Annotated in this window: 20 protein-coding genes and 2 pseudogenes; 8 read left to right on the forward strand and 14 right to left on the reverse strand. The window is 69.4% G+C overall.

Annotated features, from left to right (window positions below):
• The first annotated feature begins 380 nt into the window (after positions 1 to 380).
• Both QQY66_RS37990 and QQY66_RS37995 read left to right on the forward strand, forming a co-directional pair.
• Entirely contained in the window at positions 381 to 2429 is a 2049-nt protein-coding gene (locus QQY66_RS37990; RefSeq protein WP_301984887.1) for an APC family permease, read from the forward strand.
• 97 nt (positions 2430 to 2526) lie between these two features.
• Positions 2527 to 3858 (forward strand): class I SAM-dependent RNA methyltransferase, encoded by a 1332-nt coding sequence (locus QQY66_RS37995; RefSeq protein WP_301984888.1) that lies wholly within the window; start codon positions 2527 to 2529, stop codon positions 3856 to 3858.
• Between the two features lie 226 nt (positions 3859 to 4084).
• Here the strand turns inward: QQY66_RS37995 and QQY66_RS38000 are convergent, their stop codons facing one another.
• From QQY66_RS38000 to QQY66_RS38035, 8 genes and pseudogenes are all read right to left on the reverse strand, one after another.
• The gene (locus QQY66_RS38000; RefSeq protein WP_301984889.1) at positions 4085 to 4618 is read right to left on the reverse strand and encodes a TerD family protein; all 534 of its coding nucleotides are present in this window, start codon (positions 4616 to 4618) and stop codon (positions 4085 to 4087) included.
• 238 nt (positions 4619 to 4856) lie between these two features.
• Positions 4857 to 5189 (reverse strand): annotated as a pseudogene (locus QQY66_RS38005) (nucleotidyl transferase AbiEii/AbiGii toxin family protein); the annotation flags it as partial.
• A 5-nt stretch (positions 5190 to 5194) separates the two neighbouring features.
• Positions 5195 to 5575 (reverse strand): hypothetical protein, encoded by a 381-nt coding sequence (locus QQY66_RS38010; RefSeq protein ID WP_301984890.1) that lies wholly within the window; start codon positions 5573 to 5575, stop codon positions 5195 to 5197.
• Between the two features lie 732 nt (positions 5576 to 6307).
• On the reverse strand, positions 6308 to 7141 hold the full coding sequence (locus QQY66_RS38015; protein ID WP_301984891.1) for a PIG-L family deacetylase: 834 nt from the start codon (positions 7139 to 7141) through the stop codon (positions 6308 to 6310).
• Between the two features lie 227 nt (positions 7142 to 7368).
• On the reverse strand, positions 7369 to 7953 hold the full coding sequence (locus tag QQY66_RS38020; RefSeq protein WP_301984892.1) for a cysteine hydrolase family protein: 585 nt from the start codon (positions 7951 to 7953) through the stop codon (positions 7369 to 7371).
• 200 nt (positions 7954 to 8153) lie between these two features.
• Complete coding sequence (locus QQY66_RS38025) at positions 8154 to 8306, reverse strand: hypothetical protein (RefSeq protein WP_301984893.1); 153 nt, start codon at positions 8304 to 8306, stop codon at positions 8154 to 8156.
• Positions 8307 to 8519: 213 nt separating this feature from the next.
• The gene (locus QQY66_RS38030; protein ID WP_301984894.1) at positions 8520 to 10208 is read right to left on the reverse strand and encodes an ABC transporter ATP-binding protein; all 1689 of its coding nucleotides are present in this window, start codon (positions 10206 to 10208) and stop codon (positions 8520 to 8522) included.
• Positions 10205 to 11356, reverse strand: a complete 1152-nt coding sequence (locus QQY66_RS38035; RefSeq protein WP_301984895.1) for a DUF1611 domain-containing protein — start codon at positions 11354 to 11356, stop codon at positions 10205 to 10207. Before QQY66_RS38035 ends, QQY66_RS38030 begins: the two co-directional genes overlap by 4 nt.
• A 242-nt stretch (positions 11357 to 11598) precedes the next feature.
• Between QQY66_RS38035 and QQY66_RS38040 the strand changes: the two genes are divergently transcribed.
• Together QQY66_RS38040 and QQY66_RS38045 are read left to right on the forward strand one after the other, a co-directional pair.
• Positions 11599 to 12033 carry a helix-turn-helix transcriptional regulator gene (locus QQY66_RS38040; protein ID WP_301984896.1) on the forward strand — a complete coding sequence of 145 codons (435 nt, stop codon included), beginning with the start codon at positions 11599 to 11601 and terminating at the stop codon, positions 12031 to 12033.
• Positions 12034 to 12066: 33 nt separating this feature from the next.
• On the forward strand, positions 12067 to 12504 hold the full coding sequence (locus tag QQY66_RS38045; RefSeq protein ID WP_301984897.1) for a VOC family protein: 438 nt from the start codon (positions 12067 to 12069) through the stop codon (positions 12502 to 12504).
• A gap of 24 nt (positions 12505 to 12528) precedes the next feature.
• Here QQY66_RS38045 and QQY66_RS38050 read toward each other — a convergent pair whose 3' ends face one another.
• Positions 12529 to 13824 (reverse strand): serine/threonine-protein kinase, encoded by a 1296-nt coding sequence (locus QQY66_RS38050; RefSeq protein WP_301984898.1) that lies wholly within the window; start codon positions 13822 to 13824, stop codon positions 12529 to 12531.
• 440 nt (positions 13825 to 14264) lie between these two features.
• Here QQY66_RS38050 and QQY66_RS38055 point away from each other — a divergent pair, with 440 nt between their 5' ends.
• The gene (locus QQY66_RS38055; protein ID WP_301984899.1) at positions 14265 to 15968 is read left to right on the forward strand and encodes a VanW family protein; all 1704 of its coding nucleotides are present in this window, start codon (positions 14265 to 14267) and stop codon (positions 15966 to 15968) included.
• A 29-nt stretch (positions 15969 to 15997) separates the two neighbouring features.
• On the opposite strand, the gene QQY66_RS38060 is transcribed toward QQY66_RS38055, so the two are convergent.
• From QQY66_RS38060 to QQY66_RS38070, 3 genes and pseudogenes are all read right to left on the reverse strand, one after another.
• Positions 15998 to 16276, reverse strand: a complete 279-nt coding sequence (locus QQY66_RS38060) for a YdeI/OmpD-associated family protein (protein ID WP_301984900.1) — start codon at positions 16274 to 16276, stop codon at positions 15998 to 16000.
• The gene (locus tag QQY66_RS38065) at positions 16273 to 16884 is read right to left on the reverse strand and encodes a glyoxalase (RefSeq protein ID WP_301984901.1); all 612 of its coding nucleotides are present in this window, start codon (positions 16882 to 16884) and stop codon (positions 16273 to 16275) included. Before QQY66_RS38065 ends, QQY66_RS38060 begins: the two co-directional genes overlap by 4 nt.
• A 65-nt stretch (positions 16885 to 16949) precedes the next feature.
• Positions 16950 to 17209, reverse strand: a pseudogene (locus QQY66_RS38070) (thioesterase family protein); the annotation flags it as partial.
• A gap of 127 nt (positions 17210 to 17336) precedes the next feature.
• On the opposite strand from QQY66_RS38070, the gene QQY66_RS38075 reads away from it, so the two are divergent.
• A complete protein-coding gene (locus QQY66_RS38075; RefSeq protein ID WP_301984902.1) occupies positions 17337 to 17939 on the forward strand; it encodes a DUF998 domain-containing protein in 603 nt (200 codons plus the stop codon).
• 196 nt (positions 17940 to 18135) lie between these two features.
• Positions 18136 to 18354: a hypothetical protein gene (locus QQY66_RS38080; protein WP_301984903.1), complete on the forward strand. Its 219-nt coding sequence runs from the start codon at positions 18136 to 18138 to the stop codon at positions 18352 to 18354.
• Between the two features lie 40 nt (positions 18355 to 18394).
• On the opposite strand, the gene QQY66_RS38085 is transcribed toward QQY66_RS38080, so the two are convergent.
• Positions 18395 to 19369, reverse strand: coding sequence for a LysR family transcriptional regulator (locus QQY66_RS38085; protein ID WP_301984905.1), 975 nt, complete (start codon positions 19367 to 19369; stop codon positions 18395 to 18397).
• A gap of 44 nt (positions 19370 to 19413) precedes the next feature.
• Positions 19414 to 20109, reverse strand: a complete 696-nt coding sequence (locus QQY66_RS38090) for a type 1 glutamine amidotransferase domain-containing protein (RefSeq protein WP_301984906.1) — start codon at positions 20107 to 20109, stop codon at positions 19414 to 19416.
• Between the two features lie 134 nt (positions 20110 to 20243).
• On the opposite strand from QQY66_RS38090, the gene QQY66_RS38095 reads away from it, so the two are divergent.
• Positions 20244 to 20639: a nuclear transport factor 2 family protein gene (locus tag QQY66_RS38095; RefSeq protein WP_301984907.1), complete on the forward strand. Its 396-nt coding sequence runs from the start codon at positions 20244 to 20246 to the stop codon at positions 20637 to 20639.
• Positions 20640 to 20694: the final 55 nt, after the last annotated feature.

Genomic DNA, 20694 nt, shown 5'->3' on the forward strand with positions numbered 1-20694 from the left:
TCAGACCGCCGCCCAAGCTACACACGCGCGGTCGGCGGAGGGGACCCCCGTGCACGGGTCACTGCGGGTCAGCGGCGGCTGATGCTGCGGACGCTGACCAGGGTCAGGATGCCGAGGCCGACGAGGGCGGCCGCGGCGCCGATCAGCTGGGCGGTGCTGTGCATGGATCCTCCAGAGGTCGGCAACGGCCGGGAGACGGACGGGAATCGGGCGGGAGTCCACCGGGAATCGATCGGGAATCAGTCGGGCTTTGTCATATAGGCATAGGTGCCAGGCGGCCCGCGGAAACCGCCCCCGCACCGGTCCCTGTTTTCACCCGGTGAGCAGATGTGGGGTGGCAGGTGGGCGGCCCCCCGTTCGAACGCCTACGATCCTCTGTTGTGTCCAAACTGACCGACGTGCCCAAACGGATTCTGATCGGGCGCGCACTGCGCAGTGATCGGCTGGGGGAAACACTCCTGCCGAAGCGCATCGCCCTCCCCGTCTTCGCCTCCGACCCGCTGTCCTCCGTGGCGTACGCGCCCGGAGAGGTGCTGCTGGTCCTCTCGATCGCGGGCGTGTCGGCGTACCACTTCAGCCCCTGGATCGCGGTCGCGGTCGTCGTGCTGATGTTCACGGTGGTCGCCTCCTACCGGCAGAACGTGCGCGCCTACCCGAGCGGCGGCGGCGACTACGAGGTGGCCACCACCAACCTCGGCAACAAGGCGGGCCTGACCGTCGCGAGCGCGCTGCTCGTCGACTACGTCCTCACCGTTGCCGTGTCGATCTCGTCCGGCATCGAGAACCTCGGCTCCGCGATCCCCTTCGTGGTCGAGAACAAGGTGGTCTGCGCGATCGCCGTGATCCTGCTGCTGACACTGATGAACCTGCGCGGCGTCAAGGAGTCCGGCAAGCTCTTCGCGATCCCGACGTACGTGTTCGTCGCGGGCGTGTTCATCATGATCGCGTGGGGCGCGTTCCGCGGGCTGGTGCTGGACGACCCCATGCGGGCGCCGACGGCGTCGTACGAGATCAAGGCGGAGCATCAGGGACTGGCGGGCTTCGCTCTGGTCTTCCTGCTCCTGCGCGCCTTCTCCTCCGGCTGTGCCGCGCTCACCGGTGTCGAGGCGATCTCCAACGGTGTCCCGGCCTTCCGCAAGCCCAAGTCGAAGAACGCGGCGACCACGCTGGCGATGATGGGTCTGCTCGCGGTCACCATGTTCTGCGGGATCATCGGGCTGGCCATGGCGACCAAGGTCCGCATGGCCGAGAACCCGGCCGTCGACCTGCTCAGCAACGGTGTCGCGCTCGGCTCCGACTACGTCCAGAACCCGGTGATCACCCAGGTCGCCGAGGCCGTCTTCGGCAAGGGCAGCTTCTTCTTCATCGTGCTCGCCGCGGCCACCGCCCTGGTGCTGTTCCTCGCGGCCAACACCGCGTACAACGGCTTCCCGGTGCTCGGCTCGATCCTCGCCCAGGACCGCTATCTGCCCCGCCAGCTGCACACCCGCGGCGACCGGCTCGCCTTCTCGAACGGCATCGTGCTGCTGGCCGGCGCGGCCATGTTGCTGGTGTGGGTGTACGGCGCCGACTCGACCCGGCTGATCCAGCTGTACATCGTCGGCGTGTTCGTCTCCTTCACGCTCAGCCAGACCGGCATGGTCCGCCACTGGAACCGCCACCTGGCCACCGAGAAGGACCCCGCCAAGCGCCGCCACATGGTCCGCTCCCGCGCGATCAACACCTTCGGCGCCTTCTTCACCGGCCTGGTGCTGGTGGTCGTCCTGGTCACCAAGTTCACCCACGGCGCCTGGGTCGCGCTGCTCGGCATGGTGATCTTCTATGTCACGATGACGGCCATCCGCCGCCACTACGACCACGTCTCCGAGGAACTCGCCGCCCCCGAGGGCCCGAGCGACGACAGCGTACGGCCGTCCCGCGTGCACTCCGTCGTGCTGATCTCCAAGATCCACCGCCCCACCCTGCGGGCTCTGGCCTACGCCAAGCTGATGCGCTCGGACACCCTTGAGGCGCTCAGCGTCAACGTCGACCCGGCCGAGACCAAGGCGCTGCGCGCGGAGTGGGAGCGGCGCGGGATCGACGTACCGCTGAAGGTGCTGGACTCGCCGTACCGGGAGATCACCCGGCCGATCATCGAGTACGTCAAGAACGTGCGCCGTCAGTCGCCGCGCGACGTCGTGTCGGTGATCATCCCCGAGTACGTCGTCGGCCACTGGTACGAGCAGCTGCTGCACAACCAGAGCGCGCTGCGGCTGAAGGGCCGGCTGCTGTTCACGCCGGGTGTCATGGTGACCTCGGTGCCCTACCAGCTGGAGTCGTCCGAGCTCGCGAGGAAGCGGGCGCGGAAGCGGCAGGAGTGGAACGCGCCGGGGTCGGTGCGGCGTGGTCCGGCGGAGCAGCGGGCGAAGGAGCCGAGCGGGAAGGAGTGACGTGCGGCTGAGCACGTAGACTGGTGGGCTGTTGTCCAGCTGATCCCCTTGAGCGCCCGTTTTCCTCTTTCCTTTGACGTTGTGGAGTCACCCCGCCATGCAGGCAGAACCGAAGAAGTCACTGGTCGGGGAGGAGTACGAGGTCGAGATCGGGCCCGTCGCGCACGGCGGGCACTGCATCGCCCGTACGGAGTCGGGGCAGGTGCTGTTCGTCCGGCACACGCTGCCCGGTGAGCGGGTCGTGGCGCGGGTGACGGAGGGCGAGGAAGGCTCCCGTTTCCTGCGCGCGGACGCGGTGGAGGTGCTGTCCGCCTCCAAGGACCGGGTCGAGGCGCCCTGCCCGTACGCCGGTCCGGGGCGCTGCGGCGGCTGCGACTGGCAGCACGCCAAGCCCGGCGCCCAGCGGCGGATGAAGGGCGAGGTCATCGCCGAGCAGTTGCAGCGGCTGGCGGGGCTGACGCCCGAGGAGGCCGGCTGGGACGGCACGGTGATGCCGGCCGAGGGCGACAAGCTGCCTGCCGGTCAGGTCCCGGCGTGGCGGACGCGGGTGCAGTACGCCGTGGACGCCGAGACGGGACGGGCGGGTCTGCGCCGGCACCGCTCGCACGAGGTGGAGCCGATCGACCACTGCATGATCGCGGCCGAGGGTGTCAGCGAGCTGGGGATCGAGAAGCGTGACTGGACGGGCATGGAGTCCGTCGAGGCGATCGCGGCGACGGGATCGCAGGACCGCCAGGTGATCCTGACGCCGAGGCCGGGCGCGCGGCTGCCGCTCGTCGAGCTGGACAAGCCGGTGTCCGTGCTGCGGGTGGAGGAGAAGGACGGCGGCGTCCACCGCGTCCACGGCCGCCCCTTCGTCCGCGAACGCGCCGACGGCCGCACCTACCGCGTCGGCAACGGCGGCTTCTGGCAGGTCCACCCGAAGGCCGCGGACACGCTTGTGACGGCGGTCATGCAGGGGCTGCTCCCACGCAAGGGCGAGATGGCGCTCGACCTCTACTGCGGCGTCGGCCTCTTCGCCGGCGCCCTCGCCGACCGGCTCGGCGAGAAGGGCGCGGTGCTCGGCATCGAGTCCGGCAAGCGCGCCGTCGAAGACGCCCGGCACAACCTCGCCGACTTCCCCCGCGTCCGCATCGAGCAGGGCAAGGTCGAGTCGGTCCTGCCGCGCACGGGTATCACCGAGGTCGACCTGATCGTCCTCGACCCGCCTCGGGCGGGAGCGGGACGGAAGACGGTCGAGCACCTGTCGTCGCTCGGCGCGCGTCGTATCGCATACGTGGCGTGCGATCCGGCGGCGCTGGCGCGGGATTTGGGGTACTTCCGGGATGGGGGGTATCGGGTGCGGATGTTGCGGGCGTTCGATCTGTTTCCGATGACGCATCATGTGGAGTGCGTGGCGATCCTCGAACCGGTGGCGAAGGGTTCCTGACCTGCGGTTTTGTGCGTGCGCATTATGTGCGGTGTGGGCGTTACGGGCGATATCTTGACGCTGAAATGACGCTCGTGACGCTCATTTGACGCTCGTTCTGATGGGGTGTCAGGTGCGTTGCTGGGCTGGTCAGGCCACCTGAAAGGGCGGAGTGACAGGGGCTTGCTTCGGACCCAGGAGCTCATGACTGTGTCACCGGGTCGTATGTCTCTGTGCTGCTGCCTGGTCAGGGCGACGGGGTGTTGCCCATCTCCGCGGTGAAGGCCACGGGGTCGCTGTCGAACCCTCGGACCATCTCGTGAAACTCCCACGCTCCGGAGGTGTCCCGGGTGAACTCTGCGACGGTCGCGGCGGTGGATCCGGAGACCTGCGCGAAGTCGTCCTTGAGTAGTTCCTTGTACCCCTCGACGACCAGCACTCCGGCGTTGGATATGTCACCGAAGGTTTTTGGGCCGGTGTTCTGGTGGATCGCCACGCCCACGACCACCCGTGCGAAGGAGGAGGCGAGGCGATGGAGCTCCAGAGTCATCGTTTCGACATAGCCGAAGCCCTGACCGGTCTGGCTGTGCCGGCTCATGTTGATGGTGCCGTCCGGTGAGCGGCTCTCGAAGTGGACGACGTAGACAGGCCGCCCGTAGGGGGCATCCGCCGAGTAGGTCGTGGCGACGATGTCGAGATGGTGAGGTGGCTGATTCCAGGGACTCGGGTCCCACTTGAGCCGTACCTCAACCTTCCCCACTTCCTGGCTGTCGCTGCTCACCGGATTGCTTCCTCTCCATGCCAAGCCACCACGGGATGATCCCCGCATGGTCAAGTATGGCTCTTGGCCAACCTGTTGAAGCCTTGTGCAGCTGGCTCCTTGGACGGGCCGGTGCGTTCGCGCGTGCCCCGGCATCGGTCGAGGCGGTTGGGTGGGCAGTGACGTCCATGATGAAAGCCCGGAACGCCGGGGCACCGTGCATCGGCGGACCGTTACGGACCGGGGTGTTTCATCCCTGGGCGCGGACCTTGGTCCCGATCACGTCCTCCTCCGCGAGGACGGGCCATACGGGCTCTGGGCGACAGGTCGCCGGGTCGGTCACGGTGAAGCGGGCGGACAGCGGGGAGGTTTCCAGCGCGTGCACCTTCCAGCCGCGGGCTTCCAGGCCGGCGCGAAGCGTGGCGGCGATGTCGGCCATGGGCGCCGGGTTCTCGGTGGCGACGTCGAGGTCCTGGCTGGGGCGGTTCACGAGGCGGTGTGCCCGCACGGCGTATCCGCCGGTGAGGACCAGTGGATAGGGGGAGCCGAGGGCGATCACGTCCGCCAGGAGCCGGGTGTGCAGCTCCGGCATGTCCGTCACGCGGCTGCCCGGGTGCGGGAGGCGAGTTGGGGGAAGGCGTCTTCCCATACGGCGCGCACGGTGCGGCCGACGAGGGTGCGCAGCACCGGCCACAGCTGGAGGAGCAGGTCCTGGTTGAGGTGGCGGGGCAGGTCGTCGTGCAGGACGGTGCGGTACAGGCCCATACGCTGGCGCGGCTTGCCCAGGTCGTACGAGGTCATCCCCGACCAGGCCATGTGCAGCGGTAGCTCCACGACCCCCTGAGCGGGGCCCTGCAACTCGTCCAGCGACTTCGGCAGGCGCCGCCGGAACTTCTCCCGGTACAGCGCGAGGTCCTCGGCGTCCGCGCCCGAGACGTCCCTCGGGGTGGGTGCGGGGTGCCGTGGGCTGGAGGGCATGACTCCATTATGGCGGCCGGAGAAGTGGTGCGGATCATGATGCGCGAGCCGGCGTCCGGCGTGAGCGTCGGTGGGCTCGTGCAGGGGGAGCTGGTCGTGCAGCCTGTTCCGCTCCGAAGAGGAGGGGCGGACTGCTCGTCATGACGCTCGCGACGGCCGTTTGACGCTGCGCCGTGACGGTGGCTTTTACCACCCCACGCTGACCAGCGAAGCAAGGTTTACGCAAGGTTCCTGCCCACATGCACGTCACACCGTAGGGGCCTCAAAAGGCTTCATCCACGTCGTACACCAGCAAGGTCTGCTGGGCCGGTAGCCGCCAGTCGTGAGTTCGCACCGCCGAACTCACGCAACTTGTCATTCATCCAGTCCACGGAGGAGAGCAGATGCGTTTGCGCAAGCGTTCAGTTGCCACCGTATTCCTGGTCACAGCAGCGTGCAGCGTCCTCGGCCCGGGTGCCTTGGCCGCTCCCATGCCTTGGGACTCGCACAGGACCCCCGCGGTTTCACAGGGCGGTGTGTCTGACCGTGGTGGCCCGGACGGCTTCCATGACAGCGGCTACCACGACAACGGGCACCATGAGAACGGGCACCACGACAGTTGATCGGGCCTGCGGGGTGCAGCCTGCCGTTCCCCGGCGGTCTGTCTTGATCGGAGCAGACCGCCGGGCTTGTGACCTGGGCTGTCGCGCCGTGCGGCCGAGGAGCTTTCCCGGGTCCGGTCGGACGGGTGGATCAGCGCAGTCCGGCGAAGAGATCGTTCTCGGGTGTGGCCGCGCCGGTGGCGTCCTTGACGCGTACGAAGGTCTCCATGCCCATCAACTCGCCGAACCTCTCCTTGCCCATCTTGAGGAAGAAGATGTTCTCGCCCTGACTGGCGTGCGCGGCCAGCGCATCGAACTTCTGATCGCTGAACGCGGTGGTGTCCACCCATGTGGTGATCTCATCGTCGGGGAGGCCGATCTCGGCCAGCGCGGCGGCCTCGGCAGGGTCCGGCTCCGGCATGTCCGGATGGAACTCGCGCATGGTCTCCCCGAATCGCTGCATCATCGAGCGGGGCGCCGTCGTCCAGTACACCTTCGGCGTCAGCTCGGTCAGCTCCAGCGCCGCCATCGTGATGCGGTGTGCCTGGATGTGGTCGGGGTGGCCGTAGAAGCCGTTCTCGTCGTAGGTGACGACCACATCGGGTCGGTAGTGCCGCATGAGTTCCGCAAGTCGGGCGGCGCCTTCCTCCACGGGGGTCTGCCAGAACGCCCCGGGGGCGTCGTTGCTCGGCCAGCCCATCATCCCGGAGTCGGCATAGTCCAGCATCTCCAGATCGCTGACCTTCAGGACGTCACAGCTCGCCTTGAGTTCTTGACGGCGCATCAAGGCGACGGACGCCGGATCATGCCCGGGATCGCCCGGCTTGACACCCCCCGGTCCGTCACCGCAACCGCCGTCGGTACACGTCACGAGAACCGTGCGTATGCCTTCCGCCGCATACCGCGCGAGGACCCCTCCGGTTCCGGTGGCCTCGTCGTCGGGGTGGGCGTGTACTGCCATGAGCGTCAAGGGCCGGTCAGACATGAAACAGTCCTCCTGCAGAAATACGTCGTCTTGGTATGAGTGCGCGGCGGGCATACCGCGATCCTGGGGCCCGGATCCTGGTAGGCCGGACGACCTTGCGGTCTCCGGGTCCTTCGGTCGAGGCAACCTGCCGGCCGGCCCGGCTGTTCCCGGCGCGGCCGCTCGGCCTTCCAGGCTTCGGCGTTTCGACGCGAACGAGGTACAGGCGTGACCTGTACGTCTCGGCGCTACGTCGGATCCGACTTCGGTCCGACATCGACGATGGCTTTGAGCCAGTCCTCGACGGTGAGGACATCTGCCCACTGCGGGAACAGCTTTTCGGTGAGCATCGTGTGCACCTCGGGGTCGGTGTCGAGGCAGGCATCTGCCAGGACGGTGAGGCCGAAGTCCAGGTCGATGGCGTGCCACAGGGTGGACAGCACTACCGCGCTGGTGGCGATGCCGGTGAGAACAAGGCTGTCGATATCGCGAGCCCGGAGTACCAAGTCGAGGTTGCTGCCCGAGAACGCGCTCCCCCGCCTCTTGGTCACCACGACATCGCCCTGCTGGGGCACGACGTCCTGATGGATCTCGGTGCCAGGGGCACCCTCGGTGAACAGGCCGGCCCGTACGGCGTTGGTCATCACCCTGTTGCGAGGGCTGACTTCTGGATCGCCCGGCCGTAACCCGATCACCACGTAGATCACGGGGATGCCGGCAGCCCGGGCACCGTCGATCGCCCTGCGCAAGCGCGGCAGATATCCGGAACCGTCGTCGGCGATGGCCACGACGTCCCGTTGGACGTCCATCACCAGAAGCGCGCTGTTCGCCATGCTTGCCGTCCCTTCTCCGTTGGGAAACAAGAGCAAGTCTGGTATCAAGTCGCCCCCCGACGGCCGTCGGGTTCGGGTTCACGAACAGCAGCCCGAACTGCCCGTACGCGTGCTGGGCTGTCCGCTGTGGAGGTCGTCGTCGTGGCCTGTGGTCCAGTACGTCTCGTAGACGCGGTCCCCATCGCGGAGGTAGCACGCCTTCACCCACGCTGGTGCAGATAGGACAGTTCGTTGCTTCCGACGAGCGGGGCTGAGGGGTCCGCCTCGGTCATGGGCAGCCGTCGCCGGGCGGCGGCGATCGCGGCCGGCCATTCCTGGCGGGAGACGACCGGCGGCTTGTTCACATCAGTCATGGCTCTACTGACTCCGCAGCTCACAAGAAATCATCGGTGGAGCCCGGCGGGTTCTCTGACCGCGACCTCGCGAGGTGGCACGGACGGAGAAACGGCTTGATTTCCCCATCGGGAAGCCACTGAGCGGTTCAGATGTCCGAGGCACGCCGCCCGCGTGGGCGCATTCCGGCGCGCCTGGGGACCATTGGCGGCGGCCATGCTGCGGATGCAGCCTCACTCCCGTCCTGGCCTCGTGCCCCGCTCATGGACCGTGAGCCTGCCGTCGTCGATCTGCCACAGGGCGTCCGCGCGTGCGGCGAGCCTGGGTTCGTCGGTGACGTAGACGACGGTGCCCGGGTATCGGTCGAGCAGACGTTCCAGTAGGTCGGAACCCGGCGCCCTTTCCGGCCTGGCTTCGTCCAGCAGCAGGACCCGGGGGCCGCTGCGCAGTGCTCGTACCATCGCCACCTGGTAGCGCACGGTCGTGGAAAGGCCGTGCCCGCCTTCACCCACGCGGGTGCGCAGGCCGTCGGGAAGCAACTCGGCCAGGGCCTCGATGTGTTCCTCGTCCGCAGCCGTGGCCGTGTGGGGTGGTTCGCCGTGTCGCAGGTTCTTGCCCACGCTGCCGCGGAGCAACGGCAGTTCGGGGCTGGTCAGCCTGATCATCCGCCGTACGGATTCGGGGTCGTGCCGGGCGAGGTCCTGGCCGTCGAGGAGTACGGTGCCGGCGTCCGGTTCCTGGAGTCGGGCGATGAGGCGAAGCAGCAGCGACTTTCCCGCGCCCGGAGGGCCCTGCAGTACGATCCGCTGCCCGGGCCGTGCGACGGCCGACGCGTCCAGGACGCCGTACACGCGCAGCCCCGCGAGTTCCAGGCGCCCGGGCCCTTCCGCGAGCGGCTCGGCCCGGCGCCGCCTGCGCAGCGGCGCCGGTGCCGCGAGGACCTCGGCTATGCGACGGCGCGCGACGCGCGACTGCTGCCAGTGCTCCTGCACACGGACCAGCGAGGCCAGGGGCCCGCCGAGGAAGTTCGCCACCGTCAGCAGCGAAGCGAGGACCTCCCAGCTGGTGCCCGCCACCAGGCCCGCGGTGACCACGATCAGCAGGATCCCGATGCCGCACGCCTCGGCCGTCGCCGACATCACTCCGGTGAGCCGGGCCTGGCGCACCATGGCGCGACCGTACTCACGGCTGCGCCGCCGCATCACCCGGCGCTCCTGCTCGATGCGTCCGAGGGACTGAATGACGGCCGTGTGCGTGACCCGTTCGTTGACGAAGGCGGCGAGCCGGCCGTTGTGCCGTCTGGTCTCGCGTACGCGTTCGCGCAACCGCCGCCCGAACAGCGCGACGGTGGCCGCGGCGAGGAGGATCATCGCCGCCGAAAGCGTGCCGATCCTCGGCGCCATGACGGCCAGTGCGACGAGCGCGCACGCCACGAACACCCCGTCCACCAGCAGTGGTGCCACGCCCTTGCTGATCCACAGTCGGAGGGCGGATGCGTCGCCGGTGAACCGGAGCACGGTGACGCCGACCGTACGCCGGTCCGGGCCCCATGCCTCGCTTCCGGCGACGTGGTCGAAAAGACGCATTCTGACGCTGTGTACGTAGCTCTGGGCCAGCCGTTCCGCGAGCGGTTCGCCTGCCGCCCTGAGAAGTACGGTCGCGCACGCCGACGTGAGGAGTCCGGCGGCCAGTGTGCCGGGCGCGTAACCGGCGACGTGGGTGTAGATGGCGCTGCGGTCGTGGCCGGACGCCATCTCCCCGCCGTGCGTGATGCGGTAGGCCGCGCCATGCACCAGGAGGGCGAAGCCGACCACGCAGACCGCCTGCCCGAACCCCGCGAGGACCAGGAGGAGCATGAGCCGGCGCCGTACACCGCCGAGGGTGTGCGGCATCCGGACGCGCTGCCGTCCCGCCGCGGTCAAGCCACTGATTCGGCCGTCAGAGGGCCGCTGCAGTCCGTCAGTCGACTGTGGTCCTCCGGCAGGCCGCTCTCGTCCCTCACGAGGCTCCCGCCCGCCATGGCACCCGTGAGGATCCGGCCGGCGACGGAGGGGTCGGACAACTCGGCCGCTTCGAACACGGGGATGTCCACACTGGCCACCGCTTCGGCCATGGCCAGCGGAGAGGCCGTCAGCACCCCGCTCAGGGCCATGACGGGAAGCCCCTCCTCACGCAGCAGCCGTACTCCCGCCACCGCGCTGACCGAGTCACCGGCCGCGAACACGATGCCGTCCACATCGGCACGGAATTCCGGTGTCCGCATCAGCGCCGCCGTCTCCCGTTGCAGGATCCCGTCCGCGATTTCCAGCACTATGGCATCTGCCTGGTGGCTCGTCAGATCCGTGACCGCGCTGCGCAGAATGCGGATCACCTGCGCCATCGGCAGCTGGTAGGTGGTGGGGAAGCCCAGGTCGGTGAAGTCGATGACCCGTGACGCGCCCGCGTCGGCCATCAGCGTCGGATCCCCGGGCGCACCGGTGCCGGTCACCTTTGCCGCGCCGACCCGGCGGCCGGCCAGGCTGAGGCCGCGTATGAGGGCGGCGGCCACGGTCGTCTTGCCCGCGTTCATCGATGTGCCGAGTACGGCGATGGTGCGCGGGCGCGGTGCGAGGGCCGGCACGACGGGCCGGGCCAGGCGGGCGAGGTTGATGACCGCGCCGTGCTCGTCGGTGACCAGACCAAGGGGCTGCAGCCGGGTGGGAGGGTTCATTCTGGAGTGCGAGGAGACGACCCGGCCGGCTATGCCGCCTCCGGCGGCCAGGTCACACGGGCCGAGGTCGCCGGGCACCTCTGCCTCGAATTGGTCGGGGGCGTAGCGTGCGCCATATGCGACCACTATCGTGTCGCCGACGAACAGCCGATTGCGCTTTCCGTGTGCTTGCCCGAGGGATTTGTGATGGCCGATTTCGGTCACCCGGCACAGCACCAGGTCGCCTGCCCGCGGACGGGCATCCTGCCTGCTCAGCCCCAGTGTGCCGGTGCTTCCGTGGCCCAGCTCGACAAGGCGGCGGGCCGTATAGGAAACTTTCGCCGCCGCATTGCCGGAAGCGTTGAACCGCGCGCTCTGCATGGATTTCTCCTTATTCGCACGAGCTGAAAATCGCCCCGTGGAGCACCTTAGGGATTCTTCATCACTCAAATCCGCGGCGACCAAAAGAGAAACTTGAGGGGAGATCACCCGGGAGGGCGGGGTCTCAATATGCCCAGCGGCGATCGTCGTCGGCAACATGCCGACAGCCATTCGTGGCCGCACGTCGAAGAGGGGAGCCGCGGAGATGAGGCCCCTCATTCCGGCGACCGCACAATGGTCCCGTGGCCCATGTTCCGATCGCTCGTCATCTGCTCCGCGCCAGGGATCTCGTGGACGCCCACTACTCCGAGGCACTCACCGTGGCCGACATGGCTGCGGCCGCCGCGCTGTCCCCGGCCCACTTCAGCCGCTGCTTCAAGGCCGCGTTCGGCGAGTCGCCGCACCAGTACCTGCTGACCCGCCGCCTGGAGCGCGCCGCCGCCCTGCTGCTGGCAACCGACTGGACGGTGGCCGCGATCGGCGTCGCTGTGGGGGTGCGGAGCATCGGTTCGTTCACGACGAGTTTCCGCAGGATGTACGGGATGACCCCGCAGGCCTACCGTGCGGCCCATCCGCCCGCCGCACGGCATGTGCGTATCCCGCGCTGTGTGGCGATGGCGTACGGACGGCCGCAGAACCGCACATTTCGAGAAGACACGGCCTTGCCCGCTGCCTAGCGTCGGTTCCAGGCAACCGACCGAGGAGCGACCATGACGACGATCAAAATTGCCAACGCGCAGTTCTGGGTGCACGACCAGGACGAGGCGCTGGACTTCTACACCGGCAAACTCGGCTGGGAGGTCCGGGCGGACGTGCGGATGGAGGCATGGAGTTTCCGGTGGCTGTGCGTCGGTCCGCCCGGCGGGGACGGTCCGGCGCTGGTGCTGATGCCGATACCGGGGCAACCGATGCTGGACGAGGCGAGCAGTGCCCAGCTGTCGGATCTGGTGGCCAAGGGCGCGGGCGGCACGCTGTTCCTGGAGACCGACGACTGCAAGGCCGCGTATGACGAACTGTCCGCCCGTGGCGTCGAGTTCAACGACCCGCCGACGGTCCAGCCGTACGGGATCGACACATCGTTCCGGGACCAGTCGGGCAACAACATCCGGCTGACGCAGGTGCTGGAGTTCGATCCGGAGCAGCACTGACCCGTGCCGCTGATCGGGCCGCCGTCAGTCGTCCTCGTCCCCCTCCTCGTCCCCCTCCTCATCCTGACGTCCGTCGTGTCGCTTCTCCCGCTCCGGCTTCTCGGCGTCACGCTGTTCCCGGCTGTCACTCGGCTCTGCCGTCGGGCTCGGGGCGGCGGTGGAAGCCGGGCTCGATGCCGGGGGAGAGGCGGAGGCGGGAGCGCTCGTACGGGGCGACGGCTCGGATTCCGTGCCCGTCGCCGCGGTGTTGTCGGGGGCGAACCACAGCACGCCGAGGACCATCGCGGCCACGAAGAGCACGGCTGCGGCTGCCGTGGCCGCCACACGCGGCCGACGTGCGAGGCGGGTGAGAAGCGCCGGTCGTTCCGGACGGCGTGCCCGGGACCGGCCGGCGGTGGCGCTGCCTTGGACGGAGGGCAGTGCGTACGTGGTCGGGGCGCTGGTCTCGCCCAGTTGCTGTGCCCCCGGCCGGGGGGCCGGTGTCGCGTCGGGGAGCGGTTCTGGGCGCCCGAGCCAGGCGCCGTCGGCGAACCATTCGGCGGCCTGCTGGGCGGTGGGCCGGTGCTCCGGGTCCTTGGCGAGCAGGCCGAGGAGGTAGTTCTCGAAGGCGGGCGGGAGACCGGGGATGCCCAGTTCGCGGGGTGGTACGGGGGCGGCGTCGAGGTGCTGGTGCAGGATGGCGACGGCGGTGTCGGCCTGGAACGGCGGGCGGCCGGTGAGGAGTTGGTAGAGCACGCAGCCCAGCGCGTACACATCGGAGGCCGGGCCCGCCGGCTGTCCGAGGGCGCGCTCGGGGGCGAGATAGAGACTCGTGCCGACGATCTGCCCGGTGGCCGTCAGCGCGGCGCCGGGGTCGTCGAGGAAGCGGGCGATGCCGAAGTCGCCGATCTTGAGGGTGCCGTCGGCGTCCAGGAGCAGGTTGGCGGGCTTGATGTCCCGGTGGACGATGCCCTGCCGGTGCGCGGCGGCGAGCCCGGCGGCGGCTTGCGCGGCGATCGAGGCCACGCGGTCGGCGGGCAGCGCGCCCGACTGGGCCAGCGCGCGGGCGAGGCTGTCGCCCTCGACGAGTTCCATCACCAGGAAGAGCCGGTCGTCGTACTCGCCGAAGTCCAGGACGCCGACCACGTTCGGGTGGTCGATCCGGGCCGCGGTCTGCGCCTCCAGCCGGAAACGGGAGGTGGCGGTGGGGTCGGTCTCCTGGGGCAGCAGGAGCTTGACGGCCACCGGCCGGGCGAGAGTCTCGTCGTATGCCCGCCAGACCTCCCCCATCCCACCGCGTCCGATCGACTCGTCCAGCCGGTAGCGGCCCGCCATCAGCACCTGTTGTCATCCTCTTGCCGTGAGACGTCGCGGTCGCCGCAGGCCGTAACTCACCGCGTGGGAACGGGTGATGGTGGGGGGTGCCGCAGCCGCCTCAGCATACCGGCGGCTCAGCACGGGCTGTCCTTCGTGCCGCCGGTCCTGTCCGGTCCTGTCCGGTCCTGTCCCGTCCTGGGGGCGACGGCTCGGAGCCGGGCGCCGAGGCCGAATCGATCTCGGGTGCTGAGGGGGAACCGATCTCTGTGTTCGCGGATTGAACCATCACGGCGATTCGACCGTGGAGAACACACGGGGCGGCGGCACTGTGCGGTTGCTCCGGAGCCCCCGCGTGACGTGGGACATATGCGTTTTCGGTCCGATTGTGGCTACCTTGGGACGCTTGCCCTGTGCGCAGTGTCGCGTCCTCCGGTGCACCGTCCCATTCATCGTCCAGGAGACCCATGCGCCCCCGAATACCCTCCGTTCCGCCTCTCGCCCTGGCCGGCGGCGCTCTGACCGTCGGTGTGGGTGGCCTGTATCTCGCCGGGCTGCTGCTCGCGGGCGGGGACATCGACACCGGTACGACGGTGCGCGGTGTGGACATCGGGGGCCTGACCCGCGCGGAGGCCACCCAGAAGCTGGAGGAGCGCCTGGGGGAGGCCGCGTCGCAGGACCTGGCCGTGACGGTCGGTGACCGCAGGGGCACGGTCGATCCGCAGCGGGCCGGGATCGCCTTCGACATCGAGGAAACGGTCGACCGGGCAGCGCGCACCGGCGACGCCGATCCGTTCAGCGTGATCGGCGGTCTCTTCCGCTCCGGCGGCGCCGTCGAGCCGGTCGTACGCGTCGACGAGGACAAGGCCCACTCCGCCCTCGGAAAGCTCGCGAGGTCCCTCGACCAAAAGGTCCGCAACGGTGGCGTCACCTTCGCGGACGGCCAGGTCCGGCAGGTCGCTCCGCGCAACGGCCACGCGCTGGACGTGGACGCCGCGGTCGACCCCCTGCGCACCGCCTTCCTGCGCGGCGAGGCCGGCTCCACCACCGCGCTGCCCACCCGCGAGACGAAGCCGAAGGTCACGGCGGAGGAGGTGCGGCGGGCGGTGCGCGAGTTCGCGCAGCCGGCCATGTCGGCCCCTGTCACGCTCACCGCGGGCGGCAAGCGGTTCACGATCGACCAGGCCGTCCTGGGCGCATACCTGACGATGCGGCCTGACAGCACCGGCAGCCTGACCCCGAAGCTGGACGGCAAGGGCCTGCGCGCCGCCCCCGCGGTGGCCCAGTCCCTCGCCGACCTGCCCGCCAGGGCCGAGAACGCCGTGCTGCGCCTCGACGGCGACAAGGTCGCGGTGGCCGAGGACGGCCGCCCCGGCCAGGAGGTCACCGACAAGGCGCTGAGCAAGGCCGTACTGCCGCTGCTCACCAAGTCGGGCACCGCACGGACCGGCGAGGTGGCCACGCGGCTGACCCAGCCGCAGGTGACCCGCGAGAACGCCGCGCGGCTGGGGCTGAAGGAGAAGATGTCGTCCTTCACCGTCAACTTCGAACCGGCCCCGTACCGCACGAAGAACATCGGCCGGGCCGTGGAACTGATCAACGGCTCCGTCGTCATGCCGGACGAGACCTGGAGCTTCAACCGGACCGTGGGCGAGCGCACCGAGGCCAACGGCTTCGTCGAGGGCATCATGATCCTCGACGACCAGTTCACCAAAGCGCCCGGTGGCGGTGTCTCCGCCGTGGCCACGACCATGTTCAACGCGGTGTTCTTCGCCGGGGTAAAGCCCGTGGAGTACGGCGCCCACTCCTTCTACATAGAGCGCTACCCGGAGGGCCGCGAGGCCACGGTCGCCTGGGGCAGCCTGGACCTGAGGTTCACCAACGACTCCGGCAACGCCATCTACATCCAGGCCGAGTCCACCGACACCTCGGTGACCATCACGTTCCTCGGCACCAAGAAGTACGACGAGATCGAGTCGGTGACGGGACCGCGTACGAACGTGAAGCAGCCGGAGGAGAAGGTCAGCACCGACAAGGAGTGCGTGCCGCAGACTCCGCTGGAGGGCTTCGACGTCACCGTGGAGCGGGTCTTCCGCGATGGTGGCCAAGAGGTGAAGCGGGAGCCGTTCCGCACCCACTACACGCCGCGCAACGAGATCACCTGCGAATAGGGCAGCGGGTCGGACCTGGCGCGCGGTGGCTACCGGCCCGCTCCGTCCCTGAGTTCCGCCAGGGCGTTCTCGATCCGCCGCAGTCGCGTTTCGGGTTTCTTCGCGCTGTCGATGGCGAGGACATGCTGCCGCTTGCGGCCCTGAGGCAGGCGGTCGTAGGCGTCGCGGGCGGCCGGGTCTGCGTCCAGGGCGCGGGCGAAGTCCTCGGGCTCGACCAAGAGGGCCGCCGGTGCCGGTGCCGACGCGGTGGGCGGTACCTCCAGCCCCTTCATGGGCTCCGGGGGCTCCACATGGGTTCGGAACTTCAAGCCGCGGGCTCCCACACGAACCCGTCCGGGTCGGCGAAGGTCCCGGCGTCGCCGCCGATCGCGAGCCGGTGGGACCCGCTGCCCTCCGGCGGGACTCCGGCGACCTTGGCCAGGCCGCGATGTCCGTACAGCGAAAGTCTGACGGGACTCGACGAAGCGTCGAACTCGACGTACTTGCTGCCGAAGCTCTTCGCGACTTTGAGGCCGCGGTCGACGTAGAAAGCCTTGGTCGCGGCCATGTCCGAGACACCAAGGAGGAGAACGATCTCATCGATCTGCCGGCTGTCCGGGCCGGTGTCCTTCTTCGACGAGCTTGCGAGCTGCCAGATCGTCCCGTCGGGGGCCTGTACGACACCGCCGTAACCCCACAACGACTTCTTGGCGGGCTTCAGCTCGGTGGCGCCGGCGGCCAGGGCGGCGCCGAACAGGCCATTGACTATCGACGGCTGGGAGACCACGAGCGACACCGTGAAGCCGCGGAAGCCGGACGTCGGCTCCTCCGAGGCCCGCAGACGTACCTGTTTGCCCAGGCCGAAGGCATCGGTGTAGAAGCGCTCGGCGGCCGTGGGGTCGGCCACCTCGAGGGTGACGCAATCGATGGAGGTCATGGCATTCACGCTAAGCGCGGCTCGGTGACCGGCGCTTCTTGAATCCTGACCGGTCCTCGACGCGCTCACCCCGGCAGCGGTCGGACCGTCGGGATCTGCTGGGCGTGGCCGACCGGGCCGTCGATGTCGTGCAGGACCGTGCTGGTCAGGCCCTGCCTCGTGAGACCGAAGGCGACCGTGGTGTCCAGGCCGGTCCAGGCGCCGCACGGCCGGCGGTGCGAGATACGACGCGAGCGGGCTGGCTGACCGGAACGTCGGCGACCAGGTCCAGGGGCGTGGAGACCTGGGCGGTCGTACGGCCCGGACGGGGCGGGGTGAGCGGGCGGGGTGAGGCGGTCGTCGGGGCCTCTCGCGACCGGGCAGCTTACGGCTGGTCCTCGAAGGTGACGACGACCTTCTCGGCCGCTCCGGGGGTCAGTGTGAGCTAGGATGTGCCGTTTTACGGTGTATTGATGCGACTTGTGCCATGGTGGGCCTTGCTGTCATCGGCGTGTGCGCCTCTCGTGCTGATCGGCGGCTGGTCGGCCGCGGCGCTGCTCGAGGGGCCTGCCTATGACCCCGCCACCCAGACGATCAGTGTGCTGGGGGCCTACGGGGCGTCGGGGTACTGGGTGATGACCGCGGCCCTGTTCGCGCTGGGGGTCTGCCATCTGCTCACCGCTTGCGGCCTGCGGCCGGCCGCGTTCGCCGGGCGTGTGGCGCTCGGCGGGGGCGGACTGGCGGCGTTGGTGGTGGCGCTGGTGCCGCCGCCGAGCAGCGGGGGTTCGCTGCGGCACGGTTCGGTCGCTGTGGTCGGCTTCACGTTCCTGGCGGTGTGGCCGGTGCTGGCCGCCGTGCGCGATGCGGCCGCACCCTGGGGCCTGCGGCCGGGGCCCTCCCTCGCGGCGACCGCGCTGATGGGTCTCGCCGCACTCTGGTTTCTGATCGAGATGCAGCAGGACGACGGTGCCATCGGAGCCGCCGAGCGTCTGGTGACGGCGATGCAGGCCCTGTGGCCCTTCGTGGTCGTCGCGTCCTGCGCACGGCGCCCCTACGGCGATCGGCCGATGAACTGACGTTCCGGTTTTGAAAAGTTTCAATGCCCGTTCAATTTTCGCTGTGCTCGCCGTGAGCGTGAGTACGGCGGTCGCGGCGGCGGTGACGACGGGGAGAGGTACGGCGTATGCCGCGCCGCCCGCTTCGGCTGGCACCTGCGCTCGCCTGCCCGGGGCCGACGCCAGACGTCTCCCCCTACGGCGAGATCGTCAGCGAGTGGAGCGCGTCACGGGGGCGACGTTCACCCACCGGTCCGTGGTCCCGCCCAGCACGACGGCCACCTGGCGCGTCCCGACGGCCGATCCGGAATCGGTGCGGGAAGGACGGACACCGCTTGCTCGTGTGCCCGGGGTGAAGTATCTGGGTTACGCGGACGGGACAGCCAACTGCCGGATTCCGTCCGGCAGTTACCGGGTGACCTGCGCGTTGCGGTGACGACAGGCTGTGAGCGCGTACGCCGTCGAAGCCCGGGACGTCACCACGTGGGACCCAGCGCCAGCAACCGCTCCCGTACCCGTACGACGTCCGGATTCTCCGGTGTCCCCGGGCGCTGGACGAGATAGCCGGTGTTGATCGGCGGATCGTCCGTCTCGTGCAGCAGGACCAGTGCGCCGTCGGCGAGTTCGGCAGCGCAGAGATAGCGGGGCAGGACCGTGAAGCCCGCGCCCGCCGTGACCGTTGCCAGGACGCCGCGCAGGTCGGGCATGGTGACGGCGGCGCGGCAGTTGAGGCGTTGCTCGAAGACATGGCGCCAGTAGCGGCGGACGATGGGCAGGTCCTCGGCGTACGTGATCAGCGGGACGGTGTGCAGGACGCCGGGGCCCTCCGTGGTGAGGCGGCCGGCGAGGTGCTCGGCCCACTTCGGCGCGGCGACGAGGACGAACTCCTCGTCCAGCAGCGGCATCGCGGCCAGCGTCCGGCCGCGCGGGCGCGTGGTCGCGATGACCAGGTCGTGGCGGCCGGACCGCAGTTCGTCGAGGAGCGGGTCGGTCAGGCCCGGCGTGATCCGCATCTGCACACCGTCCGCGACGAGCGGTGCCAGCGCGGGCAGCACCCGGACGCAGAGGAGTTCGGCGGGACCGGCCAGATGGACCGGAGCGGTGGCCGGCGCCTCCGCCGGGTCGTGGCCGGCGGCGGCCAGCAGGGCGTCGAGCGGGCCCGCGATCCGGGTCGCCAGGTCATGGGCGTACGGCGTCGGCGTGACGCCGCGCGGCAGCCGGGCGAACAGCTCGCGCCGCGACTGCCGTTCCAGGGCCCTGACCTGCGTGGTCACCGTCGGCTGCGAGATACCGAGCAGCTGGGCGGCGGCGGTGAAGGAGCCGGAGCGGTAGACGGCGAGGAACGTACGGACGAGGTTCAGGTCCAGCGGCGGGGGCGGGGAGTGCGGCGCCCCGTCCGGGTCCCGGGGTTCGCGGGACCCGTGGGGGCCATTGGAATCCTTATGCCTCATAGCGATGAGCCTAGCTCTCGGCTATGGCTTGCGGCCCTGCCCGGTCAGGCCAGCTTCTTCAGCAGCTCGGTGGCGACCGGGGCGGCGGAGGCCGGGTTCTGTCCGGTGACCAGGTTGCGGTCGACGACCACATGCGGCGCCCAGGGCTCGCTGACCCGGACGTCCACGCCGGCCTCGACGAGACGGGTCTCCAGCAGCCACTTCGCCTTGTCGGCGAAACCGGACTGCGTCTCTTCGGCGTTGGTGAAGGCCGCGACCCGGTAACCCGCGAAGGCGTTCTCGCCGCCGGCCCGGACGGCGGCCAGCAGTGCGGCAGGACCGTGGCAGACGACGCCGAGCGGCTTGCCGGAGTCCAGGGTGTCGATGAGCAGCCTGCCGGAGGTGGCGTCGACGGAGAGGTCCTCCATCGGGCCGTGACCGCCCGGGTAGAAGACGGCGTCGTAATCGTCGAGCCGGACGTCCTCCAGCTTGACCGGCTGCTGAAGCTCGGTGATCGAGGCGAGTGCGGTCGCGACCCGGTCGGCGCCCTCCTGGCCGCCGTTGAACTCCGGCGCCAGGCTGGCCCGGTCCACGGTCGGTACGACGCCGCCGGGCGTGGCGACCACGATCTCGTGACCGGCAGCCTTGAACGCCTCGTACGGGGCGACGGCCTCCTCGGCCCAGAAGCCGGTCGGGTGCCGGGAGTCGTCGGCGAGCGTCCAGTGGTCGACACCGGTTACTACGAAGAGGATTTTTGACATGCGTCCACCGTAGGCGGGCCTGCCATAGCGATCCAATGAGGAAACCAATGCGTGCCATAGGTAATCCGATGCCGACGGGACCTCACCCGATACGCTTATTCAACTTGTTGAGTAATCTACTGTGAGGTGATCTCGTGCACCCCTTCCGCAAGGCCGTCGAGGACCGTGACATCGCAGCCGTGGAGGCGCTGCTGGCCGACGACGTCGTGTTCACCAGCCCCGTCGTCTTCAAGCCCTACGCGGGCAAGGCGATCACCGCCGCGATCCTGCGCGGTGTCCTGCGCGTCTTCGAGGACTTCACCTACGTCCTGGAGATCGCCAACCCCGACGGCCGCGACCACGCGTTCGTCTTCACCGCCACCGTGGCCGGAAAGCAGCTCCAGGGCTGCGACTTCCTGCACTTCGACGAGGAGGGCCGCATCGACGAGCTCACCGTCATGGTCCGTCCGCTGTCCGCCGCCAACGCGCTGGCCGAGGCGATGGGCGCGCAGTTCGAGCAGATCGAGCGGGAGGCGGCCGGCGCGCAGTGACGCGCGCCGCATATATGAGCCACATGGATCACATGGGACATACGGCTTCGCACTC

It is taken from the genome of Streptomyces sp. DG2A-72, from assembly GCF_030499575.1.
Taxonomy (GTDB): Bacteria; Actinomycetota; Actinomycetes; order Streptomycetales; family Streptomycetaceae; genus Streptomyces.